A 13,621-nucleotide genomic window follows, 5' to 3' on the forward strand; every position below is an offset into this window, starting at 1 on the left:
AGGCTTACTTGGCCTTCTCGAGGATCTCGACCAGACGCCAGCGCTTGGTGGCGCTGAGCGGGCGGGTCTCGTTGATGACGACCAGGTCGCCGATGCCGGCCGAGTTCGTCTCGTCGTGGGCCTTGACCTTCGACGTGCGACGGATGACCTTGCCGTAGAGCGGGTGCTTCACGCGGTCCTCAACCTCGACGACGATCGTCTTGTCCATCTTGTCGCTGACGACGTAGCCGCGACGCGCCTTGCGGTAACCGCGGGCGTTCTCGTCGCGCACGTCATTGGCGGCGTGCTCGTGGCCGGCGACCTGCGCCTCGGCCTCTGCCTTCTTCGCGGTAGCCATTACTCCGCCTCTTCCTTCGCGGCGTCGTCAGCGGCATCCGCCTTCTTCGCCTTGCTCTTCTTCGCCTTCGTCGCCTCGACCGGGGCCGGCGTGGCGCGGATGCCGAGCTCGCGCTCGCGGATCACCGTGTACAGCCGCGCGATGTCGCGCTTGACCGCACGGATGCGGCCGTGGCTCTCGAGCTGGCCGGTGGCCGACTGGAAGCGCAGGTTGAACAGCTCTTCCTTGGCCTTGCGCAGCTCCTCGACGAGGCGCTGGTCTTCGAACGTGTCGAGCTCGCTCGGGGCGAGCTGCTTGGTGCCGATCGCCATTACGCGTCGCCCTCCTCGCGCTTGATGATGCGTGCCTTGAGCGGCAGCTTGTGGATTGCTCGGGTGAGCGCCTCGCGAGCGAGCTGCTCGTTCACGCCCGCGACCTCGAAGAGGACACGGCCCGGCTTGACGTTCGCGACCCACCACTCGGGGGAACCCTTACCGGAACCCATGCGGGTTTCGGCCGGCTTCTTGGTGAGGGGACGGTCGGGGTAGATGTTGATCCACACCTTTCCGCCACGCTTGATGTGACGCGTCATCGCGATACGAGCGGACTCGATCTGACGGTTGGTCACGTAAGCGGGGGTGAGCGCCTGGATGCCGAACTCACCGAACGACACCTGGGTGCCACCGGTGGCCTGGCCCGAGCGGCCGGGGTGGTGCTGCTTGCGGTACTTGACCTTGCGGGGGATGAGCATTACGCCGACGCTCCTTCTGCCACGGGGGCCTCATTGCGCGGGCCACGACGACGGTCGCCACCGCGGTCGTCACGACCGCGCGACTTCGGCGCGTTGGCCTGCTCGCGAGCGAGCTCCTTGTTGGTGAGGTCGCCCTTGTAGATCCAGACCTTCACGCCGATGCGACCGAAGGTCGTCTTCGCCTCGTAGAAGCCGTAGTCGATGTTCGCGCGGAGGGTGTGCAGGGGCACACGGCCTTCGCGGTAGAACTCCGAGCGGCTCATCTCGGCGCCGCCGAGACGGCCCGACACCTGGATGCGGACACCCTTGGCGCCGGCGCGCTGCGCACCCTGCAGACCCTTGCGCATCGCGCGGCGGAAGGCCACACGGGCGGAGAGCTGCTCGGCGACGCCCTGCGCGACGAGCTGAGCGTCGGCCTCGGGGTTCTTGACCTCGAGGATGTTCAGCTGGATCTGCTTGCCGGTGAGCTTCTCGAGGTCGGCGCGGATGCGCTCGGCCTCGGCGCCGCGGCGACCGATCACGATGCCCGGGCGGGCGGTGTGGATGTCGACGCGGACGCGGTCACGCGTGCGCTCGATCTCGATGTTGCTGACGCCCGCGCGGTCGAGCGAGGTGGTCAGCAGGCGACGGATCTTGATGTCCTCGGCGAGGTAGTCGGCGTAGCGCTGTCCGGGCTTCGTCGAGTCGGAGAACCACCGCGACACGTGGTCGGTGGTGATGCCGAGGCGGAAGCCGTACGGGTTGACCTTCTGTCCCATTACTTGCTCGCCTTCTTGTTGGCGCGAGCCGGGGCCGCAGCAGCGTCTTCCGGCGTCGCGAGCACGACCGTGATGTGGCTCGTGCGCTTCTTGATCTGGAAGGCGCGACCCTGTGCGCGGGGCTGGAAACGCTTGAGCGTCGTGCCCTCGTCGACGTACGCGTTCTTCACGTACAGGTCGGCGTCATCCAGGTACTCGTTCGTCTTGTCGGCGGTGACGCGAGCGTTCGCGATCGCCGAGGCGACGAGCTTGTAGATCGGCTCGCTCGCGCTCTGCGGCGCGAACTTCAGGATCGCGAGGGCCTCTTCGGCCTGCTTTCCCTTGATGAGAGCGACGACACGACGAGCCTTCTGAGGGGTCACGCGGATGTGTCGCACGCGTGCGATGGACTCCACCATTTCTCTCTCCTCTTACGCCCCCGCGTCAGCGGCGGCGGCCCTTCTTGTCGTCCTTCACGTGGCCGCGGAAGGTGCGGGTGGGCGAGAACTCGCCCAGCTTGTGGCCGACCATGGTCTCGGTCACGAACACGGGGATGTGCTTGCGACCGTCGTGCACGGCGATGGTGTGTCCCAGCATGGCGGGGATGATCATCGAACGGCGCGACCAGGTCTTGATGACGTTCTTGGTGCCGGCTTCGTTCTGCGAGACGACCTTGCGAAGCAGGTGCTCGTCGACGAAGGGGCCCTTCTTAAGGCTGCGAGGCATCTTCCTCTACTCCTACTTACGCTTCTTGCCGGCGGTGCGACGGCGGACGATCAGCTTGTCGCTTTCCTTGTTCGCGTGGCGGGTGCGGCCCTCGGCCTTGCCCCACGGCGAAACGGGGTGACGACCACCGGACGTCTTGCCCTCACCACCACCGTGCGGGTGGTCGACCGGGTTCATGGCGACACCACGGACGGTGGGACGGACACCCTTCCAGCGCTTGCGTCCGGCCTTGCCCCAGTTGATGTTCGACTGCTCGGCGTTGCCGACCTCGCCGATCGTGGCGCGGCAGCGCACGTCGACGTTGCGGATCTCGCCCGAGGGCAGACGCAGCTGCGCGTAGGGACCGTCCTTCGCGACCAGACGCACCGAGGCGCCGGCCGAGCGGGCCATCTTCGCACCGCCGCCGGGACGCAGCTCGATCGCGTGGATCACGGTACCGGTGGGGATGTTGCGCAGCGGCAGGTTGTTGCCGGGCTTGATGTCGGCGCCGGCACCGGACTCGACGATGTCGCCCTGCTGCAGCTTGTTGGGGGCGAGGATGTAACGCTTCTCGCCGTCCTTGTAGTGCAGGAGCGCGATGCGCGCGGTGCGGTTGGGGTCGTACTCGATGTGAGCGACCTTGGCGTCGATGCCGTCCTTGTCGTTACGACGGAAGTCGATCAGACGGTACTGGCGCTTGTGACCGCCACCGATGTGACGCGTCGTGATGCGGCCCTGGTTGTTGCGGCCACCGGTCTTCGACAGCGGGCGCAGCAGCGACTTCTCGGGCGTCGATCGCGTGATCTCGGCGAAGTCGGCCACCGACGAGCCGCGGCGACCGGGCGTCGTGGGCTTGTACTTGCGAATAGCCATTGTTCTTGTCCTCTATCCCGACCGTCAGCCGACTGCCGTGAAGATGTCGATGGTGCCCGACTTGAGGCTGACGATCGCGCGCTTGGTGTCCTTGCGCTTGCCGATGCCGAAGCGGGTGCGACGGGCCTTGCCCACGCGGTTGATCGTGTTGACCGAGGCCACCTTGACGCCGAAGATCTTCTCGATCGCGAGCTTGATCTCGGTCTTGGAGGCACGGGGGTCCACCAGGAACGTGTACTTGCCCTCGTCGATGAGCGAGTAGCTCTTCTCCGAGACGACCGGCTTCAGGATGATGTCGCGCGGGTCCTTGTTGACGGCGGTCATGCCGAGACCTCCTCGGTGGCGCCGGACTTCGACGCGACGAACGCGTCGTAGGCGGCCTTGGTGAAGACGATGTCGTCGGAGACGAGCACGTCGTAGGCGTTGAGCTGGCCGAAGGGCAGCACGTGCACGTACGCGAGGTTGCGCACGCTCTTGACCGTCAGCTCGTCGTCGCGGTCGATGACCACAAGGACGTTCTTGACGGCGCCGAATGCGGTCAGGACCGCGGCAGCGGCCTTGGTCGACGGGGCACCCTCGATGCCGAAGGACTCCACGACGTGGAGACGCTCGCCACGAGCGCGGTCGCTCAGCGCACCCAGGAGGGCCGCGGCGATCATCTTCTTGGGGGTGCGCTGGCCGTAGTCACGCGGCTTCGGGCCGTGGACGATGCCACCACCGGTCATGTGCGGCGCGCGGATCGAGCCCTGACGGGCGTTACCCGTGCCCTTCTGCTTGAAGGGCTTGCGACCGGCACCGGAGACCTCGCCACGACGCTTGGTCGAGTGCGTGCCCTGACGGGCGGCGGCGCGCTGGGCGACGACGACCTGGTGGATCAGCGGGATGTTCGTCTTGACGTCGAAGATCGCGGCGGGCAGCTCCACGGAGCCGGCCTTCTTGCCGTCGGACTTGCGAACGTCGAGCGCGAGAGTCGAGTCAGCCATGAGATCAGGCACCCTTCACTGCGTTGCGGACGTAGACGATGCGGCCACGCGCACCGGGGACGGCGCCCTTGACGAGCAGCAGACCCTTCTCGGCGTCGACGGCGTGCACCGTGAGGTTGAGGACGGTCACGCGCTCGCCACCCATACGGCCGGCCATGCGCATGCCCTTGAAGACGCGGCTCGGGGTCGACGAGGCGCCGATCGAACCGGGCTTGCGGTGGTTGCGGTGTGCACCGTGCGAAGCGGAGACACCCTTGAAGTTGTGACGCTTCATGACACCGGCGGTGCCCTTGCCCTTGCTGGTGCCGACGACGTCGACCAGCTGGCCGGCCTCGAACAGGCCGTCCACGGTGAGCTCCTGACCGAGCGAGTAGTCAGCGGCATCCGCGGTGCGGACCTCGGTGAGGTGACGACGCGGCGTGACGCCCGCGGCCTCGAAGTGGGCCGTCAGGGGCTTGTTCACCTTGCGGGGGTCGATCTGGCCGTAGCCGATCTGAACGGCGTTGTAGCCGTCCTTCTCGACCGAGCGGAGCTGGGTCACGACGTTCGGGGCGACCTCGATGACGGTGACGGGAACGAGCTTGCCGTTCTCGTCCCATACCTGGGTCATGCCGAGCTTGGTGCCGAGGAGGCCCTTGGAGATCTTGGAGTTGATGTCAGCCATGTCGAACCTCAGAGCTTGATCTCGATGTTGACATCGGCCGGGAGGTCGAGGCGCATCAGCGAGTCGACGGCCTTGGGCGTCGGGTCGATGATGTCGATGAGGCGCTTGTGGGTGCGCATCTCGAAGTGCTCGCGGCTGTCCTTGTACTTGTGGGGCGACCGGATGACGCACACGACGTTCTTCTCGGTCGGCAGGGGGACCGGGCCCACCACGGTGGCGCCGGCACGGGTCACGGTGTCGACGATCTTGCGCGCGGACGAGTCCAGTCCGGCGTGGTCGTACGACTTCAGGCGAATGCGGATCTTCTGTCCCGCCATTGTCTGCTCACTCTCTTTCTCGCGTCTTACCCGACCAAGGGCATCGGACGCACGGTGGCGCTCTCGCGCCCTGGCACTTCCCCTCGCTCGCGCGAGAGATGCTGCACCGCTGTTCAGCTGTCAAACCGGATGCCAGTGGCATCCGGCCCGCCCCTCGCACGCACGCGTGCGGCTCCCGTGAAGGAGGAAGGGGTTTCGGTGTGTGTTCTGCTGCCCGCGGCCCAGGACCCTGCGCTCACGCGCCGCCTGTGCACTGCCCTGGCAGTGATCGTGGCGCGCGCCGAGCGCACGCCGGAATGTGGAACCTGGATAGTCTACGGGGCACTCGGGCGTGTCGCAAACCCGGGCGTGTCGCGTGCGGCATATCCTCAGCGCCCGCTCGTCAACGCGACGGCGCCGTCCCCGATTCCCGGGGACGGCGCCGTGCGATGAGAGGAACGGTCAGGCGTTGCCGATGTTCTTGTCGACGTTCGCGCGCACCTCGTCGACCTTGGCGTGGTGCTCCGCCGGGACGACCTTCTTGATCGCGTCGGCGGCACCGTCGAGGATCTTGTCGCTGACCTCCTCGGCCTGCTCGCTCTTCAGCGCCTCTTCGATCTTGTCGCGGTTCTCCTCGAGAAGCTGCTTGCCCTTGTTGATGATGTCGTCGACACCCATGTCGTCTCCCCTCGTCGCGGCGGAGCGGTTCACCGCCGATGAGCCCATTGTGCCTATGGCATCGACGCGGCAATAGGCGTTGACGCCGCGTCGGCGGCGGAACGAGGTCCGCTCATCCCGCCGGGAAGTTCGACGACGACCCGACCAGTGCGCCACCGTTGACGTGCTCCGCCCCGAAGGCGACGGACGCCTGGATGGGGTTCGACTTGGTCGGACGTCCCGGGCCGCTCGAGCCCGGAACGAAGGTACCTGAGTAGATGGCCCCCGGCAGCAGGACCGTGGTGTCCGAGCTGACCGAGATGGAGGGCGCCTCGAACTGGACGAACCACTCCCCGTCGTCGTCCGAGATGTTCAGCGCGGTGACGACCCAGGGGGTTCCCGCGTAGCTGATCGTTTCGCCCAGGACGAAGCTGGATCCGTCCGGCTTCGTGAGCGTCGCCGACGTCCACGGACCACGGAGACGGTACACGCCGGTGAACGCACCCGAGTCCCACGTGCCGGACACGTTGGTGATACTGCCGCCGGAACCGGTCAGCGAGCCGGATGCCGTGCCGGCGGATTGGTCGGCGGCGATGTTGCTGCCGACGAAGGCATTGGTGCGGGCGGTGCCCGGGCTGGCCGACGCCAGCGGCGCGGCGACGGCCAGCGCGATGACCGGGGTCGCCCATGCGGCCGACTTGAGGACAGCGCGGCGGCCGACCCCCTCAGGGGCCGACGGAGTACTTTCGATGACCATGAAACTCCCTAGGGTTCTGTGGGGCATCCGACGAGTTCGGGTAGGTCGAGTGCCAACTAGGGGTGATGTTTCCGAATTCGACAGGTGAATCAGCGAAGAACATCCGGATCTGTCGCGCCGCGTATGGAAACTGTCGCGGACAAATGGAACCCGCGATCACCCCGGGTCAGTGGCGACGCGCCGTCGCGCGGACGACCGCCGGCGACGGCAGTCCCTCGGCGGCGAAGGCCCGGGCCAGGCTCGACCCGTTGGCGAGGCCGCACGCGTGCGCGACTCGCTCGATGGTCAACGAGTCGTAGACGGGGTCCTCGAGGAGCGATCGGGCGTGCCCGACGCGCGCGGCGCGGATGCTGCGGTCCAAAGTGGTGCCCCGCGAGGCGAACTGACGCTGGAGAGAACGCAGCGAGGTGTTGAGTTCCGCCGCAATGGCCGCGGGGGTCAGCCCGGGATCACCGACCCGCGCCGCGATGATCGACAGAGCCGCCGAATAGTCCTCGGTCACGATTCGGGCCTGTTCACCACGCAACGACGCGACCACGACCCCGACGACCATCTCTTGGAGCAGACGCTCCGTGTAATAAAGCGTCAAGCCCGTCTGCCGACGTTCCGCGGTGGCGCAGACCCACGCGAAGGTGAGGAACGGCCAGAAGAGTGCGGACCCGACGTCGACGGCGAGAGCCCCGACCGCGTCGAGCCCGATCCCCTGAAACACCGCGGCGGGGAACGACAACGTCAAGAAGGACCGTGTCGGCAGCAGGGACGGCAGAGCATCGGGATCCGTCGCCACCAGCGCGACGCAGGTGCGCTGCTCGTGCACACCGCCCTGAGCGGATGGAGGCCGGTCGAGCGAAATGACCATCCAGGCCTCGCCATCGCGCGCGTCGAAGACGGGCACGCTGGCCCGCGGGTCGCTGTAGGCGCGCACCCGGACACTTCCAAAGGGCATCGCGGACGTCGAATACCCGTACGGTGACGACAAGATCACTGACTCCACGCATCACGGAGATCACGGCGGCGTGTTCGGGGGCACGGGCCGCGGCGTCGGCTTCGGGTACCGACGTCCGCTCATGCAAGCGCATCCTCAGGCGGTGCGGACGCGCTTCACCCCGCGAATCACCCGCGTCGCCGCGGGCGCGCTCGCCGACGACAAGGAGGCGCCGAGCCGGAGTCCCTCCGGGGGCGGTCGGCAGCCGCGATCAGCGGAGGAGATGCTCCCCGGCGGAACCCGGACGACCTCGCGGCCCCGGAGATGGTGGCAGCGACGCCGTGAGGTCACGGGGAGGGCAGCGGCACGCTCGGGTCGGGCGTGGGATCGGGGGCCGGGGAAGTGGTGGGGTCCGGGCTGGGTGTTTCTCCACCTGGATTCGAGGAACTCCCTCCCGGGTTGGGCGTAGCGTTCGGGTCGGCGGCCGGCGGGGTCTCGGTCGTCGTGTTCCGAGTCGACCCGCGGGGCACGGAGGGGACCCGCACTTCGGGGTTCCCCGCCCCCGATCGCCGCTGTTCCAGGACTCTTTGGTCCTCGGCGCGGAGCGCCGTCACCGCGGCAGCGAAGTCGGACATCTCGGCCACACCGTCTCGGCCGCCCTGATGTGCCTCGCGCACTCGGGCCGCAGCGTCCGTGACCGCGGATCGGAAGCCGTCCGCCGCCGCCGTGTGGGAACGCGTCGCCTCCGCGGCCGCCGCCGCTATGGACGCATCCATACCGCGCAGCGCTCCCTGGAGCGAGTCGAGCGCAGCGACGACCTTCGATCGGGCACCGCGCGCCTCGGAGACCGCCTCGGCGATGTCCTTCTTCACTGCCTGGACTTTGTCGATGGCCGCAGCGATGTCCACCACGGACCCGTTGCGAATGGCCAACCGTTCATAGTCCGGTACCGCGATCGACGGGGCCGAGGCAATCGCTGCGGTGAGCGACGAGCGAGCGCTCTCCGCCGGGGCACGCCCGGATTGATCGACGATGCCGACGAGTTCGCCCAGCACGCCGCCTGCCGCGTCGGCGAGGGCTGCGGCATCCGAGAGGGAAGCCTTGTACAGGCCGACGGCGGTGGCCAGTACCTGGCTGTCGTTCTGGAGCTCGGCCTCCCGCTCTCGAAGGCTGACCATGGCCTCGGCTGCCGGATCGGAGGTGACCCGTTGAGTCACGGCCACGGCTGCGCTGCCGGCGAGAGTCGCAATCGCGATGACGGCGACGGCGATATTGACCGCGTTGACGGAACGGACGGCATGGCGCGCGAAAGAACGAGGCCGGCGCGCCGGTTGCGCCGCGTCCGGCGCGCGCCATCCCCGCTCGTCGACGTGGTCCGCGCCGCCCACCTTTCGGGCCAACGATGCCGAGAGGTCGGCACCCTTGGTGCTGGCCACCGTGGCTTCGCTCCCCACCAACCGCGAAAGATCCGCGGAAGCGTCCCTCGTCTCGCGCTGCATCGGCGGCCCCACCCGCGCTGTGAGGGCCTCCACGGACGGCCTACGAGGCCGCGGCACCGACTCCCCCCCACTTCCCACCATCGCGCCGAGTGCCGCACCGGCGGCACCCCGCGAACGCGCACGATCGGCCGATCGCTCCCGCGGGGGGAAGAGAGAGCTCAGGTCGTACATCGTCACCTCCATCGCCGGATGCGGCGGTATTCGGGGTATGTCGTAGGCTTAGGCGCGAGGCCGCAGGATCATCCGCGTGACCACAGAGGCAGACTACTTCGCACTGGATCCAACGGTCGTCTGCCGTGACCTGCTTTTCGATTAAACGAACGGACCAGGCTTGGAACTGCGCGACTATCTCAGAATTCTCCATCGGAACTGGATTCTGATCGTCTCTTTGACGGTCTTGGGAGGTGCGGGGGCGTTCGGGTGGTCGATTCTGCAGACGTCGACGTACGAGGCCACCACTCAGCTGTACGTCTCGGTGCGGTCTGATACTTCCGGGATCAGCGAGTTGGCCCAGGGAACCAACTTCGCGCGCCAGGCCGTCGTGAGCTTCGCGGACGTGGTCGACAGTGCGATCGTCCTGGACCGTGTGATCGACGACCTGAACTTGAATACGACGGCACAGCAGCTCGCCTCGAGCATTGAGGCGTCGGCCCCCCAGAACTCGGTGATCATCTCGATCCGCGTCTCGAACTCGGATCCCGAGCTCGCGGCCTCCATCGCCAACTCGGTCGGTACGAATTTCGCGGATGTCGTCGTCAACAAGCTGGAGAAGCCGTCGGACAACTCCGCCAGCCTCGTGCGCGTAGAGACGATTCAGCCCGCGCTCGTTCCCACGACACCGGCATCCCCACGCATTCCGCTCAACGTCGGCCTCGGAATCGTGGCGGGACTCGCGCTCGCACTTCTCGTCGCCGTGCTGCGCTCGGTCCTCGACACGCGCATCCACTCGCTGCACGACATCGAGGTGGCCACGGACGCACCCGTGTTGGGCGGGATCGCCCTCGACCCCGACGCGAAGAAGCGCCCCTTGATCGTCCACGCGGACCCGCGCAACCCCCGAGCGGAGTCGTTCCGCAGTCTCCGCACCAACCTGCAGTTCGTCGACGTCGACGGTTCGTCGCGGTCCTTCGTCGTCACCAGCGCCGGCCCCGGCGAGGGGAAGTCGACCACGACCGCGAACCTCGCCATCGCCCTCGCCGAGACCGGAGCTCGGGTTGCACTCGTCGACGGCGACCTCCGCCTCCCGCGCGTCGCGGAGTACATGGGCTTGGAAGGCGCCGTGGGCTTGACGGACGTCTTGATCGGGCGGGCTGAACTGGTGGACGTGCTCCAGCAGTGGGGCACGGGGAAGCTGTTCGTCCTGGCATCCGGGCGCACGCCCCCGAACCCTTCCGAGCTGCTGGGCAGCCAGGCGATGCAGCGCACGCTCGAGGCCCTGGAAGACGCCTTCGACTACGTCCTCGTCGACGCCCCTCCTCTTCTGCTGGTCACCGACGCCGCCGTCGTGTCGCGATTCACCAGCGGAGTGTTGATGGTCGCGGCGTCTGGACTCACTCGTAAGCCGCAGCTGACCGCGGCCGTCGAGAAGTTGAGCGCGATCGGCAGCCGCCTCTTCGGCGTCATCGTGACGATGCTGCCGTCCAAGGGACCGGACAGCTACTCGTACGGTTCGTACGCGTACACGGAGACTCGCTCCGCAGCCGAACCCGCTCGCCGTACTCGCTCGAGCCGGAAGAAGGATGCCGAGTCGTGACGTTTCGGATCCTGACCGTCTGCACGGGGAACGTCTGTCGCTCTCCCACAGCGGAGCTCCTCCTCGAGCACGAGTTGGGGGAGCTGGGCTTCGTCGAGATCTCGAGCGCCGGTACCGGCGCGCTCGTGGATCACGGCATCCCCGAGCCTGGCCTGCGTCTCCTCGGCTCCGACGGACTCGACGGAACCGCGCACCGGGCCCGTCAGCTCACGCCGAGTATCGTGCGCGACGCCGATCTGGTTCTGGCCATGTCACGAGAGCATCGCAAGGCCATCGTCGAGATGACGCCCGCGGCGACTCGGCGCACCTTCACGATCCGCGAGTTGGCACGGGTGGCGGAGTTCGTCGGTGCCGCCGGTGATGCACTCACCGAGGCGGGCGGCACACCCGAGGACAGGATGCGTGCAGCGGTCCTCCTCGCCGCTGTACAGCGCGGGCTCGCGCCCCAGCCCGAAGACCCCGCCGAATCCGACGTCATCGATCCGTACCGCCGCTCGGATGAGGCGTACGCGGAATCGTTCGACCAGATCCGGCCCGCAGCCACCACGATCGCGAAGTACTTGACCTCTGCTGCCCGGTCCTGACGAAACGTGCAGTTCATTTCCTGGTGACTCACGGAGGGCGTCCGGCTGTTACTGTTCGGCGGTAAGTGACCCCGAACGCCAAGCTGCGGCCTTTCGCCGATCTCCGTCGAAACGCCAAGGCAAAACGATCCACTAGCTCTGAAACTCTGGAGAAGAAGAAGAATGACTGAAGCTCGTCGCGCGTTGGTTACGGGAATCACGGGTCAGGACGGCGGCCATATCGCCGAACTCCTTCATTCGAAGGGCTATGAGGTATTCGGCCTCATCCGTGGACAGAATAACCCCCGCAAAGAGGCGACCGTCGCGGAATTCCCCTACGTCACTCTCATCGAGGGTGACTTGATCGACCCCACCTCGCTGGTGCGCGCGATCGAGGTCAGCGACCCCGACGAGGTCTACAACCTCGCCGCGGTCAGCCACGTGGGGTACTCCTTCAAGAACCCCACTCTGACGGCCGACGTGACCGCCAAGGGCGTCCTCAACGTGCTGGAAGCCGTCCGCATCACCGGCCGCGCCGAGCGCACCAAGGTCTACCAGGCATCGACGTCCGAGATGTTCGGCGGCCTGGATTACAACCGTCCCGGTGCCGGATACAACGAGAACTCGCTGTTCCACCCCCGCAGCCCCTACGGCGTCGCAAAGCTCTACGGGCACTGGATTGCGAAGAACTACCGCGAGAGCTACGGCATGTTCGTGTCCTGCGGCATCCTGTTCAACCACGAGGGCGAGCGCCGCGGCGTCGAGTTCGTGACGCGGAAGATCACGCACGCAGTGGCCCGCATCAAGCTCGGCCTGCAGCCCCACATCGAACTCGGTGACCTGTGGCCCAAGCGCGACTGGGGCTACGCCGGGGACTACGTGGAGGGCATGTGGCGGATGCTGCAGCACTCCACTCCCGACGACTTCGTCCTCGCCACGGGTGAGACCCACTCCATCGAGGAGTTCCTCACCCTGGCCTTCGCCGAGATCGGCATCGACGACTGGCGGCCGTACGTGGTGCAGAACCCCGCGTTCCTCCGGCCCGCAGAGGTCGACATCCTGCTCGGCGACCCCTCGAAGGCGGAGAACGAACTCGGGTGGCGCCGCGAAGTCGACTTCCCCGGCCTGGTGAAGCTCATGGTCGCTCACGACCTCGCGGAACAGGGCCGCTCGCAGAACAAGGCATGAGCGTGATCGTCGTCACGGGCGCCAACGGCTTCGTCGGCGCCCACGTCGTCGCCCTCGCATCCGAAGCCGGGCACGATGTCTGGGCGATCGGCAGAGAGCCGTCGGCACCGCCGACGGTGAACGCCCACGCGACGCGCTACAGTTCGGCGGATCTGTCCGAGGGGTGGCCGATCTCCGAGGACGTCGACGCGATCATCCACCTGGCCGGTCTCGCCGCGGTCGGTCCTTCCTTCTCGGACCCGCAGCGCTACATCGAGATCAACAGCCGGATCATGACTCACCTGGGCGAACGGCTCCTCGCCAGCGGGGCCCCGACCAGGGTCGTCGTCGTCAGCTCCGGTGCCGTGTACACGCCGACGGAGTCCGGAACGGTCACTGAGTCCAGCGCCACCGCACCGTCGAGCCCGTACGTCGTGGCCAAGCTCCTCGTGGAACAACAGGCCCACTACTATGCGACGCGCGGGGTCGACGTGATCGTGGCGCGTCCGTTCAACCACATCGGCCCGGGCCAGTCGCGAGGGTTCATCGTGCCCGACCTCACGGCGGCGGTGCGCGAGGCCGCGCCCGGCGAGACGGTTCCCACGGGCAACCTCCGCGCCCAGCGCGACTACGCAGACGTGCGGGACGTGGCCCGGGCACATCTCGTACTCGCCACCGCCCCCTCGCACAGGCACTCCGTCTACAACATCTCCACCGGCGTCCCCCACAGTGGCGAGGAGATCCTCGGCGCCATCACCGACGCGCTCGGAAGAGACGACATCAGCACCGTGGTCGATCCCGCGCGGATCCGCCCGAACGACCCGCCGCGCATCGCGGGCGACTCCACCCGCCTGCAGTCCGAGTTCGGGTGGCGTCCGACGATCTCCTGGGACCAGTCCGTCCGCGAGTACATCGACGCGCTGCCCCGCGAACACCAAGAGCATCGCGTCGTCGACCCTTCAGCAGGAAAGTGAT

The 13,621-nt window shown here is 67.4% G+C and carries 19 protein-coding genes; 4 read left to right on the top strand and 15 right to left on the bottom strand.

Translation table 11 applies throughout. The features are described from left to right. Positions 1-4 precede the first annotated feature (4 nt). The 15 genes from rpsQ to RKD05_RS03295 form a co-directional block, all read right to left on the bottom strand. Positions 5-337 carry a 30S ribosomal protein S17 gene (rpsQ, locus tag RKD05_RS03225; protein ID WP_022877835.1) on the bottom strand — a complete coding sequence of 111 codons (333 nt, stop codon included), beginning with the start codon at positions 335-337 and terminating at the stop codon, positions 5-7. Then, complete coding sequence (gene rpmC, locus RKD05_RS03230; protein WP_013584007.1) at positions 337-648, bottom strand: 50S ribosomal protein L29; 312 nt, start codon at positions 646-648, stop codon at positions 337-339. The genes rpsQ and rpmC overlap by 1 nt, the downstream gene beginning before the upstream one ends. Beyond that, positions 648-1,067: a 50S ribosomal protein L16 gene (gene rplP / locus RKD05_RS03235; protein ID WP_022877836.1), complete on the bottom strand. Its 420-nt coding sequence runs from the start codon at positions 1,065-1,067 to the stop codon at positions 648-650. The genes rpmC and rplP overlap by 1 nt, the downstream gene beginning before the upstream one ends. Continuing rightward, positions 1,067-1,825: a 30S ribosomal protein S3 gene (rpsC, locus tag RKD05_RS03240; protein ID WP_058230882.1), complete on the bottom strand. Its 759-nt coding sequence runs from the start codon at positions 1,823-1,825 to the stop codon at positions 1,067-1,069. The genes rplP and rpsC overlap by 1 nt, the downstream gene beginning before the upstream one ends. After that, a complete protein-coding gene (gene rplV, locus RKD05_RS03245) occupies positions 1,825-2,223 on the bottom strand; it encodes a 50S ribosomal protein L22 (RefSeq protein ID WP_063256604.1) in 399 nt (132 codons plus the stop codon). The genes rpsC and rplV overlap by 1 nt, the downstream gene beginning before the upstream one ends. A 25-nt stretch (positions 2,224-2,248) precedes the next feature. Then, a complete protein-coding gene (gene rpsS / locus RKD05_RS03250) occupies positions 2,249-2,530 on the bottom strand; it encodes a 30S ribosomal protein S19 (RefSeq protein WP_022878257.1) in 282 nt (93 codons plus the stop codon). Positions 2,531-2,542: 12 nt separating this feature from the next. After that, positions 2,543-3,382: a 50S ribosomal protein L2 gene (gene rplB, locus RKD05_RS03255; protein ID WP_022878258.1), complete on the bottom strand. Its 840-nt coding sequence runs from the start codon at positions 3,380-3,382 to the stop codon at positions 2,543-2,545. Between the two features lie 24 nt (positions 3,383-3,406). Continuing rightward, positions 3,407-3,706, bottom strand: a complete 300-nt coding sequence (gene rplW / locus RKD05_RS03260; RefSeq protein WP_022878259.1) for a 50S ribosomal protein L23 — start codon at positions 3,704-3,706, stop codon at positions 3,407-3,409. Continuing rightward, complete coding sequence (gene rplD / locus RKD05_RS03265; RefSeq protein ID WP_022878260.1) at positions 3,703-4,365, bottom strand: 50S ribosomal protein L4; 663 nt, start codon at positions 4,363-4,365, stop codon at positions 3,703-3,705. The genes rplW and rplD overlap by 4 nt, the downstream gene beginning before the upstream one ends. Before the next feature lie 4 nt (positions 4,366-4,369). Continuing rightward, positions 4,370-5,029, bottom strand: a complete 660-nt coding sequence (gene rplC / locus RKD05_RS03270; protein WP_022878261.1) for a 50S ribosomal protein L3 — start codon at positions 5,027-5,029, stop codon at positions 4,370-4,372. An 8-nt stretch (positions 5,030-5,037) separates the two neighbouring features. Then, positions 5,038-5,346: a 30S ribosomal protein S10 gene (gene rpsJ, locus RKD05_RS03275; RefSeq protein ID WP_013584016.1), complete on the bottom strand. Its 309-nt coding sequence runs from the start codon at positions 5,344-5,346 to the stop codon at positions 5,038-5,040. A gap of 441 nt (positions 5,347-5,787) precedes the next feature. Further along, positions 5,788-6,003: a hypothetical protein gene (locus tag RKD05_RS03280; protein ID WP_022878262.1), complete on the bottom strand. Its 216-nt coding sequence runs from the start codon at positions 6,001-6,003 to the stop codon at positions 5,788-5,790. A 112-nt stretch (positions 6,004-6,115) separates the two neighbouring features. Continuing rightward, positions 6,116-6,739, bottom strand: coding sequence for a hypothetical protein (locus RKD05_RS03285; RefSeq protein WP_424707987.1), 624 nt, complete (start codon positions 6,737-6,739; stop codon positions 6,116-6,118). Between the two features lie 166 nt (positions 6,740-6,905). Then, positions 6,906-7,685 (bottom strand): helix-turn-helix domain-containing protein, encoded by a 780-nt coding sequence (locus RKD05_RS03290; RefSeq protein WP_424707988.1) that lies wholly within the window; start codon positions 7,683-7,685, stop codon positions 6,906-6,908. A gap of 326 nt (positions 7,686-8,011) precedes the next feature. Beyond that, positions 8,012-9,163 (bottom strand): hypothetical protein, encoded by a 1,152-nt coding sequence (locus tag RKD05_RS03295; RefSeq protein ID WP_424707989.1) that lies wholly within the window; start codon positions 9,161-9,163, stop codon positions 8,012-8,014. A gap of 331 nt (positions 9,164-9,494) precedes the next feature. Here RKD05_RS03295 and RKD05_RS03300 point away from each other — a divergent pair, with 331 nt between their 5' ends. From RKD05_RS03300 to RKD05_RS03315, 4 genes are all read left to right on the top strand, one after another. Further along, positions 9,495-10,916: a polysaccharide biosynthesis tyrosine autokinase gene (locus tag RKD05_RS03300; RefSeq protein ID WP_424707990.1), complete on the top strand. Its 1,422-nt coding sequence runs from the start codon at positions 9,495-9,497 to the stop codon at positions 10,914-10,916. Beyond that, positions 10,913-11,500: a low molecular weight phosphatase family protein gene (locus tag RKD05_RS03305; protein ID WP_424707991.1), complete on the top strand. Its 588-nt coding sequence runs from the start codon at positions 10,913-10,915 to the stop codon at positions 11,498-11,500. The genes RKD05_RS03300 and RKD05_RS03305 overlap by 4 nt, the downstream gene beginning before the upstream one ends. 162 nt (positions 11,501-11,662) lie before the next feature. After that, on the top strand, positions 11,663-12,667 hold the full coding sequence (locus RKD05_RS03310; RefSeq protein WP_424707992.1) for a GDP-mannose 4,6-dehydratase: 1,005 nt from the start codon (positions 11,663-11,665) through the stop codon (positions 12,665-12,667). Continuing rightward, positions 12,664-13,620 (top strand): NAD-dependent epimerase/dehydratase family protein, encoded by a 957-nt coding sequence (locus tag RKD05_RS03315; RefSeq protein ID WP_424707993.1) that lies wholly within the window; start codon positions 12,664-12,666, stop codon positions 13,618-13,620. The genes RKD05_RS03310 and RKD05_RS03315 overlap by 4 nt, the downstream gene beginning before the upstream one ends. Position 13,621: the final 1 nt, after the last annotated feature.

This window comes from Microbacterium sp. SLBN-111 (assembly GCF_049739645.1).
In the GTDB taxonomy this organism is placed as follows: Bacteria; Actinomycetota; Actinomycetes; order Actinomycetales; family Microbacteriaceae; genus Microbacterium.